The organism is Streptomyces sp. NPDC050264 (genome assembly GCF_040655895.1).
Taxonomy (GTDB): Bacteria; Actinomycetota; Actinomycetes; order Streptomycetales; family Streptomycetaceae; genus Streptomyces.
The window spans coordinates 1-18,738 of sequence record NZ_JBFAKV010000024.1; the positions used below are offsets into that span (position 1 = coordinate 1).

At 67.4% G+C, this 18,738-nt stretch carries 17 protein-coding genes; 13 read left to right on the plus strand and 4 right to left on the minus strand.

The annotated features are described in order from the left end of the window. The 5 genes from AB0J02_RS33370 to AB0J02_RS33390 form a co-directional block, all read left to right on the plus strand. Positions 1-1,220 (plus strand): site-specific integrase (locus AB0J02_RS33370; protein ID WP_363197564.1); only part of this gene is annotated, 1,220 nt, incomplete at its 5' end. Between the two features lie 791 nt (positions 1,221-2,011). Further along, the gene (locus AB0J02_RS33375) at positions 2,012-4,225 is read left to right on the plus strand and encodes an MMPL family transporter (protein WP_363197565.1); all 2,214 of its coding nucleotides are present in this window, start codon (positions 2,012-2,014) and stop codon (positions 4,223-4,225) included. A gap of 101 nt (positions 4,226-4,326) precedes the next feature. Continuing rightward, on the plus strand, positions 4,327-5,508 hold the full coding sequence (locus AB0J02_RS33380) for a sensor histidine kinase (protein WP_363197566.1): 1,182 nt from the start codon (positions 4,327-4,329) through the stop codon (positions 5,506-5,508). 38 nt (positions 5,509-5,546) lie between these two features. Beyond that, positions 5,547-6,218: a response regulator transcription factor gene (locus AB0J02_RS33385; RefSeq protein WP_363197567.1), complete on the plus strand. Its 672-nt coding sequence runs from the start codon at positions 5,547-5,549 to the stop codon at positions 6,216-6,218. 57 nt (positions 6,219-6,275) lie between these two features. After that, on the plus strand, positions 6,276-6,959 hold the full coding sequence (locus AB0J02_RS33390) for a response regulator transcription factor (protein WP_363197568.1): 684 nt from the start codon (positions 6,276-6,278) through the stop codon (positions 6,957-6,959). On the opposite strand, the gene AB0J02_RS33395 is transcribed toward AB0J02_RS33390, so the two are convergent. Further along, the gene (locus AB0J02_RS33395; RefSeq protein ID WP_363197569.1) at positions 6,943-7,347 is read right to left on the minus strand and encodes a PP2C family protein-serine/threonine phosphatase; all 405 of its coding nucleotides are present in this window, start codon (positions 7,345-7,347) and stop codon (positions 6,943-6,945) included. The two genes, AB0J02_RS33390 and AB0J02_RS33395, sit on opposite strands and share 17 nt — an antisense overlap. Before the next feature lie 151 nt (positions 7,348-7,498). Between AB0J02_RS33395 and AB0J02_RS33400 the strand changes: the two genes are divergently transcribed. Further along, positions 7,499-8,680: a sensor histidine kinase gene (locus AB0J02_RS33400; protein WP_363197570.1), complete on the plus strand. Its 1,182-nt coding sequence runs from the start codon at positions 7,499-7,501 to the stop codon at positions 8,678-8,680. A gap of 36 nt (positions 8,681-8,716) precedes the next feature. Here AB0J02_RS33400 and AB0J02_RS33405 read toward each other — a convergent pair whose 3' ends face one another. From AB0J02_RS33405 to AB0J02_RS33415, 3 genes are read right to left on the minus strand one after another with little or no spacing between them, the layout of a single operon-like run. Beyond that, positions 8,717-9,640 (minus strand): cyclase family protein, encoded by a 924-nt coding sequence (locus tag AB0J02_RS33405; RefSeq protein ID WP_363197571.1) that lies wholly within the window; start codon positions 9,638-9,640, stop codon positions 8,717-8,719. A gap of 37 nt (positions 9,641-9,677) precedes the next feature. Beyond that, positions 9,678-10,859, minus strand: coding sequence for an acyl-CoA dehydrogenase family protein (locus AB0J02_RS33410; protein WP_363197572.1), 1,182 nt, complete (start codon positions 10,857-10,859; stop codon positions 9,678-9,680). Between the two features lie 35 nt (positions 10,860-10,894). Next, positions 10,895-12,037 (minus strand): acyl-CoA dehydrogenase family protein, encoded by a 1,143-nt coding sequence (locus AB0J02_RS33415; RefSeq protein ID WP_363197573.1) that lies wholly within the window; start codon positions 12,035-12,037, stop codon positions 10,895-10,897. 143 nt (positions 12,038-12,180) lie between these two features. On the opposite strand from AB0J02_RS33415, the gene AB0J02_RS33420 reads away from it, so the two are divergent. The 7 genes from AB0J02_RS33420 (at position 12,181) to AB0J02_RS33450 (ending at position 18,688) form a co-directional block, all read left to right on the plus strand. Next, entirely contained in the window at positions 12,181-12,975 is a 795-nt protein-coding gene (locus tag AB0J02_RS33420) for a FadR/GntR family transcriptional regulator (protein WP_363197574.1), read from the plus strand. A 284-nt stretch (positions 12,976-13,259) separates the two neighbouring features. Beyond that, positions 13,260-13,997, plus strand: a complete 738-nt coding sequence (locus AB0J02_RS33425) for a hypothetical protein (protein WP_363197575.1) — start codon at positions 13,260-13,262, stop codon at positions 13,995-13,997. A 131-nt stretch (positions 13,998-14,128) separates the two neighbouring features. Further along, positions 14,129-15,595 (plus strand): MFS transporter, encoded by a 1,467-nt coding sequence (locus AB0J02_RS33430; RefSeq protein ID WP_363197576.1) that lies wholly within the window; start codon positions 14,129-14,131, stop codon positions 15,593-15,595. A 53-nt stretch (positions 15,596-15,648) separates the two neighbouring features. Then, a complete protein-coding gene (locus AB0J02_RS33435) occupies positions 15,649-16,440 on the plus strand; it encodes an SDR family oxidoreductase (protein WP_363197577.1) in 792 nt (263 codons plus the stop codon). 63 nt (positions 16,441-16,503) lie between these two features. After that, the gene (locus AB0J02_RS33440; RefSeq protein ID WP_363197578.1) at positions 16,504-17,511 is read left to right on the plus strand and encodes an alcohol dehydrogenase catalytic domain-containing protein; all 1,008 of its coding nucleotides are present in this window, start codon (positions 16,504-16,506) and stop codon (positions 17,509-17,511) included. Positions 17,512-17,577: 66 nt separating this feature from the next. Further along, on the plus strand, positions 17,578-18,327 hold the full coding sequence (locus AB0J02_RS33445) for an NAD(P)-binding domain-containing protein (protein WP_363197579.1): 750 nt from the start codon (positions 17,578-17,580) through the stop codon (positions 18,325-18,327). Positions 18,328-18,436: 109 nt separating this feature from the next. Continuing rightward, positions 18,437-18,688, plus strand: coding sequence for a hypothetical protein (locus tag AB0J02_RS33450; RefSeq protein ID WP_363197580.1), 252 nt, complete (start codon positions 18,437-18,439; stop codon positions 18,686-18,688). The last annotated feature ends 50 nt before the right edge of the window (positions 18,689-18,738 follow it).

The following is an 18,738-nucleotide window of genomic DNA, read 5'->3' on the forward strand; positions in this document are numbered from 1 at the left end:
CTCACGCTCGCCGCGTGACCAATAACCGCGTGCCCACCTTCGTGGGGGAAGGCCCTCAGCACTACATGGCACAGCGCACGCTCGCCCGCGGCATGGGCACCTTCTTCAAGGACTGCGAACACCCGGAGTCTCGCTGGTCCAAGTGCCCGCACGCTTACAAGATCCGATACCGCAGCGCGTCGGGCAACCAGACGGAAGAGGCTGGCTTCGCGACGCAGGATGCGGCGAAGGACCGTTTGACGGAGATCTACAACGAGAAGAAACGCCGACCGGGGTCCCAGGCGAAGGCGGAGCGCATAGCGAAGTACGGTGCCATGCGTTTCGAGGAGTACGCGGAGGAGTGGAAGGGGGGCCAGCGGCACCTGGCTGTTGGGTCCATTCGCCATCTTGATTCGCTCTTGGAGCACCACATCTTTCCAGCGATCGGCAGCCGGAAGATGCTGAGCTTCGATCACAAGGTGGTCGATGGATTCATTAGGTCCATGGAACGGACGCAGACGGGCCTGGCTACGCAGTCCAACGCCTTCGACAAGGTGCGCGCGATTCTCCTCGACGCTCATCGGCTCGGCCTCTACGCGGACAACCCCCTGGACGGAGTGAAGGCTCCGCAGTACGACCCGGATCGGGCCGTGATCCCCTCGCTGGAGCAGCTGAGGTCGCACCGGACGGCCGGGGACGACGCCTTCATGCTGCTGGTCGATCTGATGAGCGGCTGCGGACTGCGCAACGGAGAAGCGGCCGCCGTCAACCTCAAGAACGTCGTCGCGGACGACGTCTATCGCGTGAACGAGCAGGTGGTCCAGGCGACAGGGAAGTACGGGCCGTTGAAGCACCGCAAGGCGGGGGACTACCGCGACGTTCCGCTGCCGGCGCGAGTGCGGGAGACGATCGACTGGTACGCGGAGAAGTACGGCACGGTCGACGGGTACCTGTTGCGTCAGCCGACCAACGCGGCACGGCCGTATCCGCACTGGGGGTTGTCGAACCAGTGGAAGCGCATGAAAGCAGCGGTCGAGGTCGACATCCCAGAGGGGATGGTGATCTACGGATACCGCCACTTCTTCGCGTCGAACTGCCTGACCAACGGGCTCGCTATCACGGACGTCGCGGAGTGGATGGGGCACAAGAGCATCGACGTCACCTTCAAGATCTACCGGCACCTGATGCCCGGGTCGATCGGGAAGGCGGCGCAGATCCTCGACGTGGCGCTGGCTGCGTGAGATGGCAGCGGCTCAGGGTGAGCGAACTCCGGAGCCGCTGCCATCGCTATCCCAGTCGTTGCTGTCGTGTCCACGCGTCCACGTCGGAAACCTTGAACTGCAACTTGGCGTTTCGTCCGCCCCCGAACTTGTAGGCGGCGAGCCCCAAGCGAGGTGCGTCTCGATAGACCCAGGTCACGGACATGTTGAGGTACGTGGCCGTCTGCTTGGCATCCATGAACTGCGGGCGCATTGGACCTCCAGGATGGCGTGGGAGCTCAGTGTCGGTTCAATGCGCCGGCTTGGTCAGACCGGGAAGTCTTGGTACCGACGCGCTATACGACTGGTCAGTCCGCTTGAACTGCGTTCTTCGAGGAACTTCCGGAAAGTCGATGATCAGCCCAGGCGTCGCAGGCGTCGCAGGCTTCGCGGCGCTTCTGATGGAAGGAGGTGTGGGATGCACCCTCCAGGAACAGGACAGCCAGGCTCGCGAAGCCGCCGCGGTCTGTCCCGCAGCCGCTATCAACATCACTGACGGCGCCTGATCCTCCCCAGCACGCCGAGCTCACGGCCGGTTCCGGTGCATCACGGAGCCGGCCGTCCGTGCCCGGGCAGCCCGCACAGGTGCGCATGCCGTCGCCATCGTGGGGTGGCGTAGATCGATCGGGCCTGCCGTCGTTGTCCGGCAGGCCCTCTCCTGCTCCACCTACTCAATATTCAGTAGGCCGGTTGTCTGCAGCCGCATGACGACGTGGGAGGGCCTTTTCGCGAGGCTTAAGGGGTTCCCGAGAGAAGAAGTGGAGTCCCCTTCCATGGCGACATTCCTGTACCGGCTAGGACGTGCGTCCTTCAGCCAGCGCCGATACGTGGTGCTGTTGTGGGTCGCTGTCCTGGCGGCGGTCGGCTTTGCCGCGGCCACTGCCCCTGCGGCTCCCGACGACTCGTCCTCCATGCCCGGTACTGAGTCCCAGAGGGCCTTCGACCTCATGGAGGAGCGCTACCCCGGGGCGGCGGCGGACGGGGCGAACGCCCAGATCGTGTTCGTTGCTCCTGGCGGCCAGAAGATCACCGTGAGTGACAATCGCCAGATCGTCGAGAAGACGGTGTCGGCGGTGTCCGACGACGGGCAGGTCACGTCGGTTAGCGATCCGTTCAAGACGAGCGGAGTCAGCGAAGACGGTACGACTGCGTATACGAGCATCTCGTACAAGGTGGGTGCCGACGACCTCACCGACACGAGCAAGCAGCAACTGCAGGAAGCCATCGACGAGGCGCAGGACGCCGGCCTGACTGTTGACGCTCGCGGCACCGCCGTGGCGGGCTCGGTCGAGTCCGGCGGCATCGGCGAGGTGGCCGGTGTGCTGGTGGCCGCGTTGGTACTGGTGATCACGTTCGGCTCGCTAGCTGCGGCCGGTGTCCCGCTGCTGACCGCGATACTGGGCGTCGGCGTGAGCATGGCCGCCATCATGGCGCTCGGCAGTGCGCTCGGGCTGTCCTCGTCGACCGGCACGCTGGCGACGATGCTGGGCCTCGCGGTCGGTATCGACTACGCGATGTTCGTCATGGCCCGCTACCGGGAGGAGCGAGGCAAGGGACACGATCCGAAGGAGGCGGCGGGGCTCGCCGCCGGCACGGCCGGGTCCGCGGTCGTCTTCGCAGGACTCACCGTCATGATCGCGCTGGCCGGACTCCTGGTCGTCGGCGTGCCGTCGCTGACCAAGATGGGGCTGGCGGCCGCGGGCGCGGTGGGCGTCGGCGTGCTGATCGCGCTGACCCTGGTACCGGCGTTCCTGGGATTCTGGCCCAACGCTGTGCTCGGCCGCCGTGCACGCAAGGGCAAGAAGAAGCCGAAGCAGACGGGCCGGGTCGGCGCCGCTTGGGCACGCCTCGTCCTTCGCCGCCCCCTGCCGGTGCTGCTCCTCTCGGTGGTCGGCCTGGGCGTGATCGCCGTACCGGCGCTGGACCTGCAGCTCGGCATGCCGGGTGACGAGGCGAAGGCGACGTCGACGACGGAGCGTCGGGCGTACGACGCCCTGGCCGACGGATTCGGCCCCGGCTTCAACGGGCCGCTGACCGTGGTGATCGACGCGAAGCCGGTGGACGACGTGAAGACCGCGGTGACGGAGATCTCCAAGGATCTCGCCGCCACCAAGGGCGTGGTGTCCGTCTCCCCGGCTCAGTTCAACGAGGCGGGCGACACGGCGATCGTGGCGGTCACCCCGTCCACCTCGCCCACCAGCGAGGAGACCAAGGACCTGGTCAACACCATCCGGGGCGAGCGCTCCGGAATAGAGGAGAAGTCCGGAGCCACGTACGAGGTCACGGGCACGACTGCCGCGAACATCGACATGGCTCAGAAGATGAGCGACGCGCTGATCCCGTACCTCATCGTGGTCGTGGGCCTCGCCGTCCTGCTCCTCATGGTGGTCTTCCGCTCGATCCTGGTGCCGCTCAAGGCAGCCGCGGGCTTCTTGCTCTCGGTGCTCGCCTCGCTCGGCGCAGTGGTCGCGGTCTTCCAGTGGGGCTGGGCCGCCGACCTGCTCGGCGTCGAGCAGACCGGCCCGATCATGAGCATGATGCCGATCTTCCTGGTCGGGATCGTCTTCGGCCTGGCCATGGACTACGAGGTCTTCCTCGTCTCGCGGATGCGGGAGGCGTACGTCCACGGGGAGCGCCCCGGGCAGGCGATCGTGTCCGGGTTCCGGGCAAGCTCCCGGATCGTGCTGGCGGCCGCGCTGATCATGACGTCGGTCTTCGCCGGGTTCGTTACCGCCGGAGAGTCCATGGTCAAGACGATCGGGTTCGGCCTGGCCATCGCCGTTCTCTTCGACGCGATCGTGGTCCGCATGGCCTTCGTGCCTGCCGTGCTCGCCCTGCTCGGCGACCGTGCCTGGTGGCTGCCGCGCTGGCTCAACCGGGTGCTGCCGAAGGTGGACATCGAAGGCGAGGCACTCTCCCGACGGGCCGTCGACCCTGCCAGCGGGCAAGTCGCCGAGACCGACGACCGCACACCTGCGGGCGTCTGACCTTCACCCCTCCGTGCCCGGCAGAGCAGCAGCTGCCGGGCACGCAGGCGTACATTCCCGCACCGGGCCATGGGCCGCCCCGACCCCCGACGGAGACTTCCATGCTCAAGCAACTTCAGCGCTACCTAGGCACTCACCCACGCACCGCCGAGGCGGGGGCCATCACCGTCGCGTTCGGCCTGGCGGTCTACGCGAGCGCGGAGGGCACCTGGGGCACTACGCCGGACCAGCTCGCCTGGTGGCCAGGCGTGACACTGTCGGCGCTCGCCTGCGTCGCACTCTGGTGGCGCCGTAGCCATCCCCTCGCTGTCGCCCTGATCGTCGCTCTGTGTGTCGGCCCGGAAGTCATCTACGGCTACCTCACGACGCCGATCCTGCTCGCCCCGGCCATGCTCGCTCTGTACTGGCTGGCGATCGAGGGCGATCGCAAGACCGCCCACGTCTACGGCCTGGTCCTGGTCGTGCTGGTGGTGCCGCCTTCAGTCCTCGGCGACAATTTCGGCAACGCGGTCCTGGCAGCCCTCAACCCGGCGTTCTTTCTGTTTCTCCCAGTGGCATGGGGTTCGGCGCTTCAGGCACGTCGTGCCTACCTGGGGTCTCTGCGCACGCGTGCCGAGCTCGCGGAACGTACACGTGAGGAGGAGGCTCGGCGACGGGTGGAGGAGGAACGGGTGCGCATCGCCCGGGAACTGCACGACGTGGTCGCCCACCATCTGGCGCTGGCCAACGCGCAGGCGGGGACCGCTGCTCACCTGGTACGACGCAAGCCGGAGCAGGCCGAGAGCCTCATCAAGGATCTGGCGGGCACGACAGCGTCGGCATTGCGTGAACTCAAGGCGACGGTAGGCCTGTTGCGTCGTCCTGGCGAGCAGGGCTCTTCCACCGAGCCGAGTCCCGGCCTGGGGCGGCTGCCCGAACTGATCGATGAGCACGCGGCCATGGGCCTCTCCGTGACGGTGACCAGCGAGGGGGAGGAACGGCCGTTGGCCCCGGGCGTCGATCTGACCGCGTATCGCATCGTTCAGGAGGCGTTGACCAACGTTCGGAAGCACGCGCTGACGGAGGCAGCGCAGGTGGAGCTGTCGTACACGGGCAACCTGCTGACCATCACAGTCTCCGACGACGGAACAGGGGGAAAGGTCGCTCCTGCCGAGGACACATCCGGCGGATACGGCCTCATCGGTATGCGTGAACGTGCGCATTCCGCCGGCGGTCGGTTCGCGGCGGGGCATCGGCCCGGCGGTGGATTCACCGTCACCGCCGAGCTTCCCGTCAACTTCTGAAATTTCTTCTCTTGCACGACCTCAGGAAGGCTCCCGTCATGCCCCTACGCGTCATCGTCGTCAGCTCCCAGACGTTGACTCGGGAAGCTCTGTGCCGGGTCATCGTGGCCAGCGATGACATCACGGTGGTCGCGGCGGCCGGTGATCACATTGCGGCGGCCGACCTTGTCCGGGCCCACCGGCCCGATGTCGTCATCGCGGAGAGTCGCTCCCTGAGAGGCGATGCGATAGCGGCTTTGCGGGGCGGCACCGACGGGCCCGGCACCCGAGTACTCGTGGTGAACCACGATGCCGAGGACGAGGAGACCACCCGGGCTCTGCGTGACGGTGCGGGCGGGCTCCTCGGCGCAGGCATCACAGCGGCAGAGCTGCTGTCCGCCATCCGTGCCGTCGCCGACGGTGAGATCCCGTTGTCCTCCGGGGTCACCCGAATTCTGGTCTCCCGCTTCCGGTCCGCGCCGTCCCCCGGCCTTCGGAGAGCTCCGAGCCAGCTGCTTTCCCTCACCCCGAGAGAGCGCGAAGTGACCGCCCTTGTGGCGCAAGGCCGATCCAACGACGAGATCGCTGAGTACCTTTGCGTCAGCCCGTTCACCGTACGCACTCACATTCGTCATTCCCTGCGGAAGCTGAGCGCGAGCAATAGAGCCCAGCTTGTGGCCATCGCCTTCAAAACAGGCCTCGTGAGCCCTGTATCCGTAGAAGCGGTATGAATCAGTACGGATCTGTGAACACCTCATGTACCCACGCAACTGATGAAGGACCCCGTTATGCCCATCCGCGTACTCCTTGCAGACGACCAGGCCCTTCTCCGGGCCACGTTCCGCATGCTGATCGACTCCACTGATGACATCGAGGTCGTCGCCGAGGCGTCCGACGGCGCGGAAGCCGTCGAGTTGGTGCGCACACACCGCCCCGATGTCGTCCTCATGGACATCCGTATGCCCGGTACCGATGGTCTGGCGGCTACGGCCACCATCTGCGCGGACCCGGACCTGTCGGGCACCCGGGTGCTGATCCTTACCACCTTCGAGATCGACGAGTACGTCGCTCAGGCGCTGCGGGTGGGAGCCAGTGGCTTTCTGGGCAAGGACGTGGCGGCCGACGCACTGCTCGAAGGCATCCGCACCGTTTCCGACGGGGATGCTCTGCTGTCTCCGGCCGCCACCCGCGTGGTGGTCACTCGATTCCTTGCCACTCCCGAGCCCACCAACGACAAGGTCATGCCCGAGCGCTTGGCCGCGCTCACGGCCCGCGAACGGGAGGTGACAGGACTGGCTGCCGAGGGGAAGTCCAATGCGGAGATCGCCGAGGACCTCTTCCTCAGTCCGCTCACAGTCCGAACGCACATTCAGCGCGCCATGACCAAGCTCGACGCCCGTGACCGTGCCCAACTCGTGGTCTTCGCCTATCAGTCGGGGCTCGTGGAACCCGGCTCTACGGCTTCACAGTGAAGGGGACCGTGCGGTGAACGGCGAGAACGGCGATGTCGTCGTGCTGGCCCCGGCCGGAGAACCGGCGGGCGTCTTCGTAGAGTGACAGCGGTAGTTCATCCGGGGCGAGGTGTGCACGCTCTCGCAGTCGCTCGTCGAGTGGGTAGAAGTTGCCGGCGGAGTCGCGGATCTCGGTGAGTCCATCCGTGGACAGCAGGAGCGTCGCCCCAGCGGGCAGACCGACCTGGTCGATGGTGTGGGGCGCGTCGGACAGGCCGGCCAGCCCCAGCGGCAGGGAAGCGCGCAGTGATGAACCTGGTGTTCTCGGTCCGTGTGACGGCGGAGAGGAACTGTGGTGAGCGGGTGCGAGGCACTCGTACTCCTGTGGCGCGGCCAACTGATGGCCCACACGATGCCACCGTCGCGGATGGCAGCGTCCACGGCCCGCCGATCACTGGTTTCGCTGTGTGCTGCGACGGGCGACGACACACCGGCGGTAAGCCGCGTACTGCGCAGCGGCATCGCGGACCATGGGCATCCCCCTCTGACCGGAGAGTGCGATGCGCAACCGCTTCCTGCACCATCTGCGCGACCACCCGCGCTCGGCCGACGCGCTCACCATCGCGGGGGCGTTGGCGCTGTCCGTGTACTCCAGCCTGCAGGGCACCTGGGGAACGGCGCCGGAAGCAATCGCCTGGTGGCCCGGTCTGGCCCTGTCAGTGGTCGCCTGCACCGCCTTGTGGTGGCACCGCAGCAATCCGAGAGCCGTGGTCGTCGTCACCGGCGTCTGCGCGAGTGCCGCCTCCGGATACGGATATCTGACGACGCCCCTGCTGTTCGCGCCGGCCATGGTTGCCCTGTACTGGCTGGCACTCGAAGTCGACCGCAAGGCGGCGCATCTGTACGCGCTGGGGGTAGCGGTGCTGCTCGTTCCTCCGGCCCTGCTCACGGACACGTACCGGAACCCGGTTCTGGCAGCCATCAACCCCGCGTTCTTCTTGTTCTTGCCAGTTGCCTGGGGCTCGGCGGTGCAGGTGCGCCGCGCGTATGTGGAGTCATTGTTCACGCGGGCTGAGCTGGCGGAGCGTACGCGGGACGAGGAGGCCCGTCGACGGGTGGGGGAGGAGCGGGTGCGGATCGCCCGGGAACTGCATGACGTGGTCGCCCATCACCTGGCGCTGGCCAACGCCCAGGCAGGCACCGCCGCGCGCCTGGTGCGGAGCCGACCGGATCAGGCGGAGTATTTGATCACCGAATTGGCGGGGACAACGGCATCGGCGCTACGCGAGTTGAAGGCCACGGTGGGGTTGCTTCGTCGACCGGAGGAGACGGACGCGCCGCTGGATCCGGCTCCTGGGCTGAGCGGGCTGTCGGAGCTGATGGCGGTGCACCGTTCTGCGGGACTGTCGGTCTCGGTGGTGGTCGAGGGGGAGGAGCGAGCTCTGGCGCCGGGTATGGATCTGACGGCGTATCGGATTCTCCAAGAGGCGTTGACCAACGTGAGCAAGCACGCGGTGGGGGCGACGGTGCGGGTGACGCTGGCGTACGCGACAGATGCTCTGACCATCACGGTGCGTGATGATGGCGGCGGGGGTTCGGCGGGCGTGCCGGGCGAAGAGGTGAGCGGGTACGGGCTGATCGGGATGCGGGAGCGAGCCCAGTCGGCCGGCGGCCGTTTCACGGCGGAGCCCAGCACTGACGGCGGGTTCACGGTCACTGCGGAACTGCCGATCCATCCCTGAATCCATGCGAACTCATGCCAACGGACCGAACTCACGTCAACGAACCGCTACCGGATGGACCATCCCGCCCGTGCTCCACAAGAACTTCTCCGGTGTGGCGCTGAGCAGGAAGGTATAGCGGCCGTCGCTCGCGCAGGCGGTGGCTAGGTCCTCCAGGACCCAGTTCTGCCCCTGGATCATGCCCATCATGATCAGACACAGGACATGGACCGGCAATCCCAAATCTGTCACGTGCGAAGGCAGCAGCTCCATCGGCATGTTGTCGATCGCCACGGCGGCCGCGCCCCGCTCGTGGAAGAACAGCGGAGAGTCGTACTCCAGCGCGGGGACGGAACTCCGGTAGCGCGGGACATCGCCTTCGAGGAAATATGCGGCCTGACCTGTGCGGACCAGGACGATGTCGCCCTCCTCCACGCTGACGCCCTGCGCCTGCTCGACCGCTTCCAGGATCTTCCGGGTCACCGCGAACTTGCCGGGCAGACGATCCACGCCTTGGTGGCGCGCCACATCGAGCAGTACTCCGCGCGACACGATGTCGCCGGCTGCCTCGATGCCGAGCCTGGTGGCTCCGAACGCGTCGATCGCGTTCGCCGGTATGCCGTTGTACATCACGCCGCGGTGGCTGCAGTGGGAGAGGGCGTCCCAGTGGGTGGCCGCCTGGGTCGGAGTGACCACGATGTCGTCGCTGTACGCGCAGGCGTCAGGTGCGTCGAGCATGGGTGTGTTGACGGCGAGCATGGTGCGTACGGGATTGATCCGGCCCGGCACGGCGGTGCCCGGTATCTGAGGGCCGTTGAGTGACAGGCCCATGGACAGGGAGTACGTGTCACCGGTGACGACGGACGCGGTGGCCTTGCGGACCACTTCCGGGGTGACGAGGTTCAGGGTGCCGCGCTCGTCCTCGTGGCCCCAGCGCCCCCAGTTGTTGACCTTCTCGGCGAGCTTGTCGAATTCGGCCACGGTCAGCATGGTGTCCGCCTTTCGGAAGTGGTGGGCGTCAGGTCGGCATTCCGGGCTCGTGCGGAAGACCGAGTACCTGCTCGGCCAGGGTGTTGCGCTGGATCTCCGCGGTACCCGCTCCGATCGTCGAGGCACGTGTGCGCAGGAAGCCGTTCAGCCAGCGTCCCCGCTCCACCGCTTCGTCACTGCCTCGGGCCAGCAGCCCCGCGGTGCCGAGTGCGTCGAGCGCGAACTCGTGCAGGTCCTGCTCGAAGGCGGAGATGTGGAGCCTGGACACCGAGGAGACGGGTCCGGGCTCGCCGCGACGCATGATGTCGGCGATGGTGCGCTGCGCGTTGTATCCCATGATCCGCACGCGGACCTCGAAGTCGGCGAGGCGGTCGCGGATCACGGGGTCGCCGCCCAAGCCTCGTTGTGCGACGAGTTGTTCGAGCTCGGTGAGAATGCGTCGGTAGGCGGCTGCCTGGTTCATCGCGCCTGCGGCGCGCTCGTGACCCAGGCTGGTACGTACGAGGGGCCAGCCTCCGTTCTCCTGTCCGACCCGGTCCGCGACTGGGACACGTACCTCGTCGAAGAAGACTTCGGCGAAGAGATGGCCGCCGGTCAGGTCACGCAGCGGGCGTACGTCGACGCCCGGGGCGTGGGCGTCGACGATGAGGTAGCTGATGCCGTGCTGGCGGGCAGCCGTGGTGCCGGTGCGGACGAGCGTGAAGAAGACGTCGGCTCGGGAGGCATGACTCGTCCACACCTTCTGACCGTTCACTATGTAGTGGTCGCCGTCCCGACGGGCCTGGGTGCGCAGCGCCGGCAGATCCGACCCTGCGCCGGGTTCCGAGTAGCCCTGGGCCCATACCCGGTCCCCGCGCAGCATGGGGGCGAGCCATCGTTGTTTCTGTTCCTCGGTGCCGTACCGGATGATCGTCGGAGCGGCGATGCCCAGCCCGGTGCCGAGGGGAGCGGGGACCCGGGCCCGCGCCAGTTCCTCCTGGTAGACGACCTGGTGGGCGAAGGGCAGCTCCATCCCTCCGTACTCCTTGGGCCAGGCGGGTCCCGCGTAGCCGTGGTCGAAGAGCGTGGCCTGCCAGGTGCGAGCCCAGGCGAATCGTTCTTCGAGACCACGCGGGCGGGGGCCCGGGCCGTGACGACTCAGGAAGTCACGCAGTTCGACGCGGAAGTCGTCCAGGGTTGTGCTGTCGTCGGTGACACGAGGTGAGGCCACCCGGTCTCCCCTTCCTTGTAGAGCCCGACCCGTGTTCACGCGCCGACGTCAGCAGACGAGGCTTCCCGGTCGACCAGCACGGCGAGTCTGGCGCGCTCTTCTCGCGGAGAGGAGAACAGCAACTCGTCGGTCTTGGCGCGGCGCAGGAAAAGATGGGCGTCGTGTTCCCAGGTGAAGCCGATGCCGCCGTGGATCTGCAGATTCTCCTTGGCCGCGTGGGTATAGGCCTCGGAGCAGTACGCGCGCGCGACGGCTGCGGCCGCCGAGGCTTCGCGCCCTGGCCGGCCGACGGCGGAGCAGGCGTAACGGGCCGCGGAGCGGGCGCATTCGACGCGCACCAGCATGTCCGCGCACTTGTGCTTCACCGCTTGGAAGGAGCCGATCGGACGCCCGAACTGCTCGCGGGTGCGGGCGTAGTCGACGGCCATGTCGAGGCAGGCGGCGGCCCCGCCTGCCTGCTCAGCGGCGAGGGCGGCCCGTGCCAGATCGCGCACGGAGGCGAGACCCTCGGAGGCGTCCCCTGGACTGACGCGGACACAAGGGGTGCCGTCCAGTTCGATGCGGGCCATGGGGCGCGTGAAATCCAGGGTGTCCAGCTCGGTGCGCGTGAGGTGGGAAGCGTCGGCCGATACCGCGAACAGGCCTACGCCTTCAGGGCACAGGGCGTTCACCAGCAAGAGGTCCGTCGTGTGGCCGTCCGGTACGTAGGCCTTCACGCCGGTCAGCCGCCAGGCATCTCCGTCCGCCACGGCCCGCGTGGCAGGAGGGGCGTCCCAGCCGGCCGTCGGTTCGGCCGTGCCGAGCGTGGCGGTCAGCCCGCCCGAGACGAGTGAGGGAAGCCAGCGTTCGCGCGCGGTCTCGTCGCCGCACTGCAGCAGGGCCGGGCAGGCGAGTGCCGTCGTGGCGAAGTAGGGACCGGAGTAGAGCGTCCGTCCCATCTCCTCCAGTACGACCCCGAGTTCCTCGGTTCCCATGCCCGCTCCGCCGTACTGTTCGGGCACGGTGATTCCGGTGAGGCCGAGCTCCGTGGTCAGGCGGTGCCAGACGGTCCGGTCGTAACCGGCGGTGTCGGACGACAGGCGCCGGGCTTCGGACACAGGCGCCTTGTCGTCCAGGAATCTGCGTACAAGACCGCGGAGTTCCTCCTGGTCACGGTCCTGCTGAAGAGTGCGGCTCATCGCGGGTCCTGCGAGGTTGTCGTGGCCGTCATGCCGCGGACATTAGCAGAGTAATAAGTAAATGAGTAAGCTATATGCGAGGGGTGAGTCCGGAGCGCCCGGAAGCTCGGTCGGGCAAACATCCATCCAGTAGACTCATTGTTATGAGTGCTACATCTGGAACGAGCGTTGGCCGCCTTGTCCGCGCGCCCAAGACCGCCGAGCTGATCGCGGAGCAGCTGCGCCGTCGGATCGTCCAGGGGCAGCTCAAGCCGGGGGAGACGCTGCCGCCGGAGACGCAGCTCATGGAGCAGTTCGGGGTGTCGCGTCCCACGCTCCGCGAAGCGTTCCGGATCCTGGAGGCCGAAACCCTCATCAGCGTGCGGCGCGGCAGTCGGGGCGGCGCTCAGGTGATGGCGCCGGAGGTGTCGGTCGCGGCCCGGTACGTCGGTCTTCTTCTGCAGTTCCAGGGCACCACCGTCGACGACGTCTACGAGGCCCGCATGGTGGCCGAGCCCGTCTGCGCCCGGCTGCTCGCCAAGCGGCGCACGAAGCAGGACCTCGCCGACCTGACCGCCGTGGTCGACGAACTCAAGGCGGCCATCGAGGCCCCCGACGAGGTCGTGGCGCCCACGGTGGAGTGGTCCGGACTCACCTACCGGTTCCATGAATTGGTCATGCAGAGATCAGGCAACAAGACGCTGGCTTTGCAGGGCGCGGTGCTGCAGGACATCGTCGCGACGCACACCGAGGTCCGCGTGACCCGCAGCTACGACCGCACCGCATCGCCGGAGCGCTTCCAGCGCGCCATCCGGGCCTACGGCAAACTGATCACGCTGGTCGAGGCCAAGGACGCGGACGGCGCCGAGCGCCACTGGCGCGCTCACATGAAGGCGGCCGCCGCGTACCTGCTCCAGGACGACCTGCACAACAAGCCGGTGGTCGACCTCTTCTCCTGATCCGCGAGTCGCACTCGGCTCTCCGGATCTTGTATGCATGGCGCCATCCCTGCCTGGGGTGGCGCCATTTCACATGCGCGTGCGCGGAGTCCACGAGGCCGAAAAGGATCTGTTCCGGTGACCGGAACGACGGCGGGGCCGCGAAATATCGCGCCTCTACTCTCTGTCCACGGCCGAGCGGCGAACGACGCCCAGATCACATCAAGGGGTCGTGAGCGGCCGGTGTCTGAACCGCCGAGGGCCCCGGCGGCAGGCCGGCATACGACGGATCAAGGGAGATCGTCATGGACGTGGGACTGAAATTCCGGCTGTACCGCTTCTCGGTGTGGTGCGGCGTGGCGGTAGCGGTGGCCAACACGCTCGCCTTCTCCGTCATCGGCAAGCTGACCCCACCTCCCGCTCCGACCGACAGCGCCGCGACGGTGGCACAGTTCATGTCCGACAACCGCACCGGCATCCTGTGGGCCGTGGTCCTCATGGGTCTGGTCGTGCCCCTGTTCTATCCGTTCGCGGTGATCACCAGCTTGCAGATGAGGCGCATCGAGGGCGGTTGGGGCCTGCTGTCGATGGTTCAGCTGACCACCGGGGTCGTCGCCCCGACCGGCTGGCTGTACCCGCTCGCCGTGCTGGCCACGGCCGCCTACCGGCCCGAGCGGAGTCCGGAGCTGATACGGCTGCTCAGTGACCAGTTCTGGCTCACCTACGTCGGCGTGGCCGTCATCTTCGTCGTCAACGTCGCGTCGATCGGCATCGCGGCACTCATCGACCGCAGCCCCAAGCCCGTGTTCCCGCGCTGGTTCGGTTGGATCAACATCGTGCTCGCGATCATCTTCCTTCCCGGAGTCTTCGTCTACGTGGTGACCGACGGCCCCTTCGCCTGGGACGGCGCCTACGCGTTGTACGGCCCGACCATCGCGTTCGTCGTCTGGAAGATCGCCATGATCGTCGTCCTGCTGCGCGCGGTGAAGAGCGAAGAGCGCGAGACCCTGCAGCAGCCGGAGGCAGTGCCGGCCGGGGCCTGAACGTACCTGTCAGGCGGCGGGATCGCTCCTGCCGACGGGAGAGCGGCGCGCCTCCGGTCTGCGGGCGCCGTCACACCACACCTGCGATCACCCGCCAGCGGCCCTCGAGGCCTGACGAGGGGACCACATCCATGTCGTCGCCCAGTGAGACAGTCGAGAGAATCCGTCCGTCACGGCCCGTCGCCCTCGTCATCGGAGTGCTGATCTTCGCCGATGTCGTCAGCGCGTTCGAGTCGACCATGATGCTCAACGCGCTACCGCACATTATCGGCGAGTTCCAGGTCTCGGCCATCGACGCCAGTTGGACGCTCACCGCGTTCGCACTGGTCGCGGCGACGTCCGCGGCGGTGTGCGGGCGCCTCGGCGACATCTACGGCCGCCGCACACTGCTCATTCTCCTCCTGCTGGGCTCCGCGGTCGGATCGGTCGTCAGTATTTCCTCCGGCACACTGAGCGGGGTGATCGTCGGCCGGGCGATCCAAGGAGTGTCGGGTGGCATCCTGCCGTTGTGCTTCGGCATCGTCCGGGAAACGGTGCCGAAGCACCGGGTCTCCGTAGCCGTGGCGATGGTCGCCAGTGCCGCGATGCTCGCCGGGGCGTCCGGGACCATCGTCTCCGGCGTACTCATCGACTCACTCGGTTGGCACTACATCTTCGTCTTCGCGGCCGGCGTCGCCGTACTCGCGGCGGCCTGCGCCCTCACGCTGCCCCGGTCGACCATGACGGTCGGCGCGGTCCGGATCGACTGGCCCGGCGCCCTGCTCTTCGCTCCGGCCATCACCCTGTGCTTGCTCGGCGTCACCAACGCCCCGCGATGGACATGGGGCGACTTGCGCACCCTCGGGACGATTCTAGCGGGTGTGGTCATCTTCGCCCTCTGGGTCTGGCGGGAGGCGCGGATCGAGAGTCCGTTGATCAACGTCCGTCTCTTCCGCGACCGGAAGCAAGGGCTGGCGCTGCTCGCCAACTGCCTCCTCTCCGCTGGGGTTTTCGGCTCCACGGGGCTGGCGATGCAGCTGATGATGCAGACCCCTACCAACGCGCCGGTCGGTCTGGGGATGAGCGCGTCAGCCGCGGGCACGGCCGTGTTCTGCGTCTCGATCATCGGCTTTCTGCTGTCGCCGTTCAGCGGCCGTCTTTCGGCCCGCTTCGGGGCCCGTCTTCCGCTGGCCATCGGCAGCACTTTCGGCATCGGCTCAGCCTTTGCCCTCGTCCTGCTCCACGACACCGTCACCCAGATGGTCTGGGCCATCATCGTCCTGAACGTGGCCCTCGTGTTCATGCTGACGTCGCTGCCCAACTTCGTGATGGAGGGGGTACCGGCCGAACACACCAGTGAGGTCACGGGCGTTCACGCCGTGGCCCGTACCGCCTTCTCGGGAGTGGGGTCCTCTGTCGCCACGCTCCTCTTGAGTCTCTCCGTGGCGCCGGGCACACAGTTCAGCACCGAGCACGCCTACAACAACGTCTTTCTGCTCGTCGGCGGATCGAGCGCGGTCGGACTCCTCATCGCCTTCGTCATCGGACGCCGAGGCGGCGAGAGGTCCGCGAGGGGCACCGCGCCTGTGGCGACCTTGGTGGCGGAGGTAACCGAGTGATGGTGACGACGCACGAACTGGGGACCAGCCGACGGCCCGACTGGCAGCTCGCCGTGGTGATCGGCGCGGGCGGACTGGGAACGGCGGTGGCGCGAAGACTCGGCCAGCAGTACCGCGTTCTCGTCGTGGACCTCGACGACGAGCGGGCGAAGACCGTCGCACGCGCGCTGTGCGACGAAGGCGGCGACGTCGAGCCGTTCACCTGTGACATCACCCGCCCCGAGGCGGTGGCGGAACTGGCCGACGAGGTGCGCAGGCGCGGCGGGCTGCGGGTGCTCGCCCACGTGGCGGGTCTGTCGCCGGTCGCCGGAGACTTCGACCGGATCATGCGGGTCAACCTGACCGGCCCGGCGCTGGTCGCCCGGGCGCTGCTGCCCTTGGCATCGACCGGCGCGGCAGCCATTGTCATCGCCTCCCTCGCATCACACACCTTCCGCCCGGCTGCCGACGTGGAGGCCCTGCTGAAACAGCCGCAGGACCTTCGCACGGCCGAGAGGGTGGCAGCGGTACTGGAACCCGAGCAGCGAACCGGCGCCATGGCCTACCAGATCTCCAAGTACGGGCTGTTGTCGCTGTGCCGGCGCGAGGCACAGACATGGGGCGAACGCGGTGCTCGCATCGTGTCCTTGTCGCCAGGGCTCATCGCCACCCCCATGGGAGCCATGGAGTTCGAACGCAGCCCGATCAAGCGAGAGCTCTACGACCGGACGCCGCTCGCTCGCGAGGGCACCATGCTCGAAATCGCTAACGCGGTCGACTTCCTGGCATCCGATGCCGCGTCGTTCATCTCCGGCACCGACCTCCTGGTCGACGGAGGACTGGCCGGAACGTTGCGCGGTGACTGAAGCCGCTTCCAGGAACCCATCCGCCGAGACCTGTGCTCACCCCCTGAGAGAAGGGACCTCCCGATGAAGTCCGCCATCTACAACGGGCCGCTCGACATTGCCCTGACCGAGTTGCCGACACCGACCTGCGGCCCCCACGATGTCCTGCTGCGCAATCTGCACGCCGGAATCTGCGGATCGGACGTGTCGGTCTTCAAGCACGGTCCCGGAGCACACCAGATCCTGCGAGGGGAGCAGTTCGGGCACGAGGTGGTGTCCGAGATCGCAGAGATGGGCAGCGAGGTGACCGGCCTCGCGGTCGGCGACCGCGTCTACCCCTACCCCTTGCTGGCCAAGGGCGACCCGAGGCGGGCCGGCTGCCTGGGAGGCTTCTCGGAGTACATCCATGTACCCAACTGCCGGGTCGGCGAGCAGGTGTTCAAGGTAAGCGACGCGATCCCGACACCTGTCGCGGGGCTGATCGAGCCGTTCACGGTCGGCCACCGGGCCGTGCGCCGCTGTGGCCCCCAGAAGGGTGAGAACGCCGTGGTGTTCGGCGCCGGAACCATCGGCATGGGCGCCGCGGTCGCGCTCAAGAACTTCGGTGTCGACGAGGTCATGGTCGTCGACCTCTCGGACTTCCGCTTGGAGAAGGCGGCGGGCCTGGGCTTCGCGACCTGCAACTCTGCCCGCGAGAACGTCCAGGAGCGGGCCATGGAGCTGTTCGGTTCGGTGACCACGCTGCTGGGCACCTTCCCCGACGTCGACATCTACATGGAGGCAGCCGGCGCCGACGAACTCATCGGGCAGATTCAGTCCATGGCCAAATCGAGCGCCCGGATCGGAGCCGTCGCGGTGCACCCGAAGCCGGTGCCCATCGACCTCGTACGGCTCGCCTATGGCGAGCAGTCGATCATCGGGCCCGGCGGCTACCGGCTCGAGGACGTCATCGACGTCATGAAGATCATGGAGAGCGGTACGTACGACCTCGCCTCGCTCATCACGCACACCTACGAACTCGATCGCATCGTCGAGGCCATCGAGAAGGCGGGCGACCGCGAGACGGCTCTCCACGTCGCGATCGCCTACTGACGCGCTGAGGCATCCAGGCCCCGGGGCCTGGAACTGAGGCCTTTGGGCCGGGAAGGGACGGAAGAAGTGACCGCAACCCTGGGACTCATCGGAGCGGGCCGCATAGGAAGCGCGCTCGCGAAGCTCGCTCTCGCCGCCGGCATCGAGGTGGTCGTGAGCAACTCCCGAGGGCCGCAGACCCTCACCGACCTGGTGGCACGTCTGGGAGAGGGGGTGCGGGCCGCGGATGTGCGAGGCGTCGCCCGAGCGGGCGACGTCGTGGTGGCCACGATTCCCTTCGGCCGGCACCCGGACCTCCCGGTCGCCGAACTGGACGGCAAGGTCGTCATCGACACCATGAACTACTACCCCGAGCGCGACGACCGGTTCGCGGAGCTGGACGCTCAGAAGGTGACGTCCAGCCAACTGACACAACGGCACCTCCCGGGATCACGGGTCGTCAAGGCGTTCAACAACATCGACTTCCTGCGTCTCGAAGTACTGGCAAGGCCGTCGGGCGCGCAGGACCGAACCGCGCTTCCCATCGCGGGTGACGACAACGGCGGCAAGGACGAAGCCCGCGGGCTGCTCGACCGGCTCGGTTACGACGCCCTGGACACCGGGACGCTCGGGGACAGCTGGCGCAGCGAACCGCAGACCGAGATCTACGTGAAGCCGTATCTCCCGGATCGCCCAGCCGAGTTGACCGACCCGTCGGCCGTCATGGACTGGTTCCTGCAAGGTTTCGGAGTGGCGGTCCCGGCCGATCGCACCGAGCGGCTGATCCGCGACACGGCTCGCCAGTCTCCCGCCGAGGCACGCGAAAGCCTCGGATAGCGCACCGGGCCCTGTGCTCCCCAGCCCATCTGTCCTGAACGTCGGAACCTCTCATCGGAGGCAGCACGCCAAGCAGCCGGTCAGTCTCGGCCGTGCCAAAGGCGACCGGGTGGAGGAGTACTCCCTGCCGGTCTCCCGCACCTTCCTCACCGACGACGAGGAGCTGATCGCCCGTCGCGTCGATCCGCTGCCCGAAGGGTTCCTGGATCGGGAGACGATGAACTTCCGTTTCTCGAATCGCAGTTGGGTCGCGCGCGCCGATGGCCTGACGGTCCTTGTGGACCCCTGCACGGGCAACGGCCGCAAGGGCAGAGGGCCGTACTTCGACGATCTGGACGTCCCCGATTTTTGCGCGGGATGAGTACGGGCGTTGGGGCACCACGAGTCCGGCTCGGCACCCCAACACGTTCA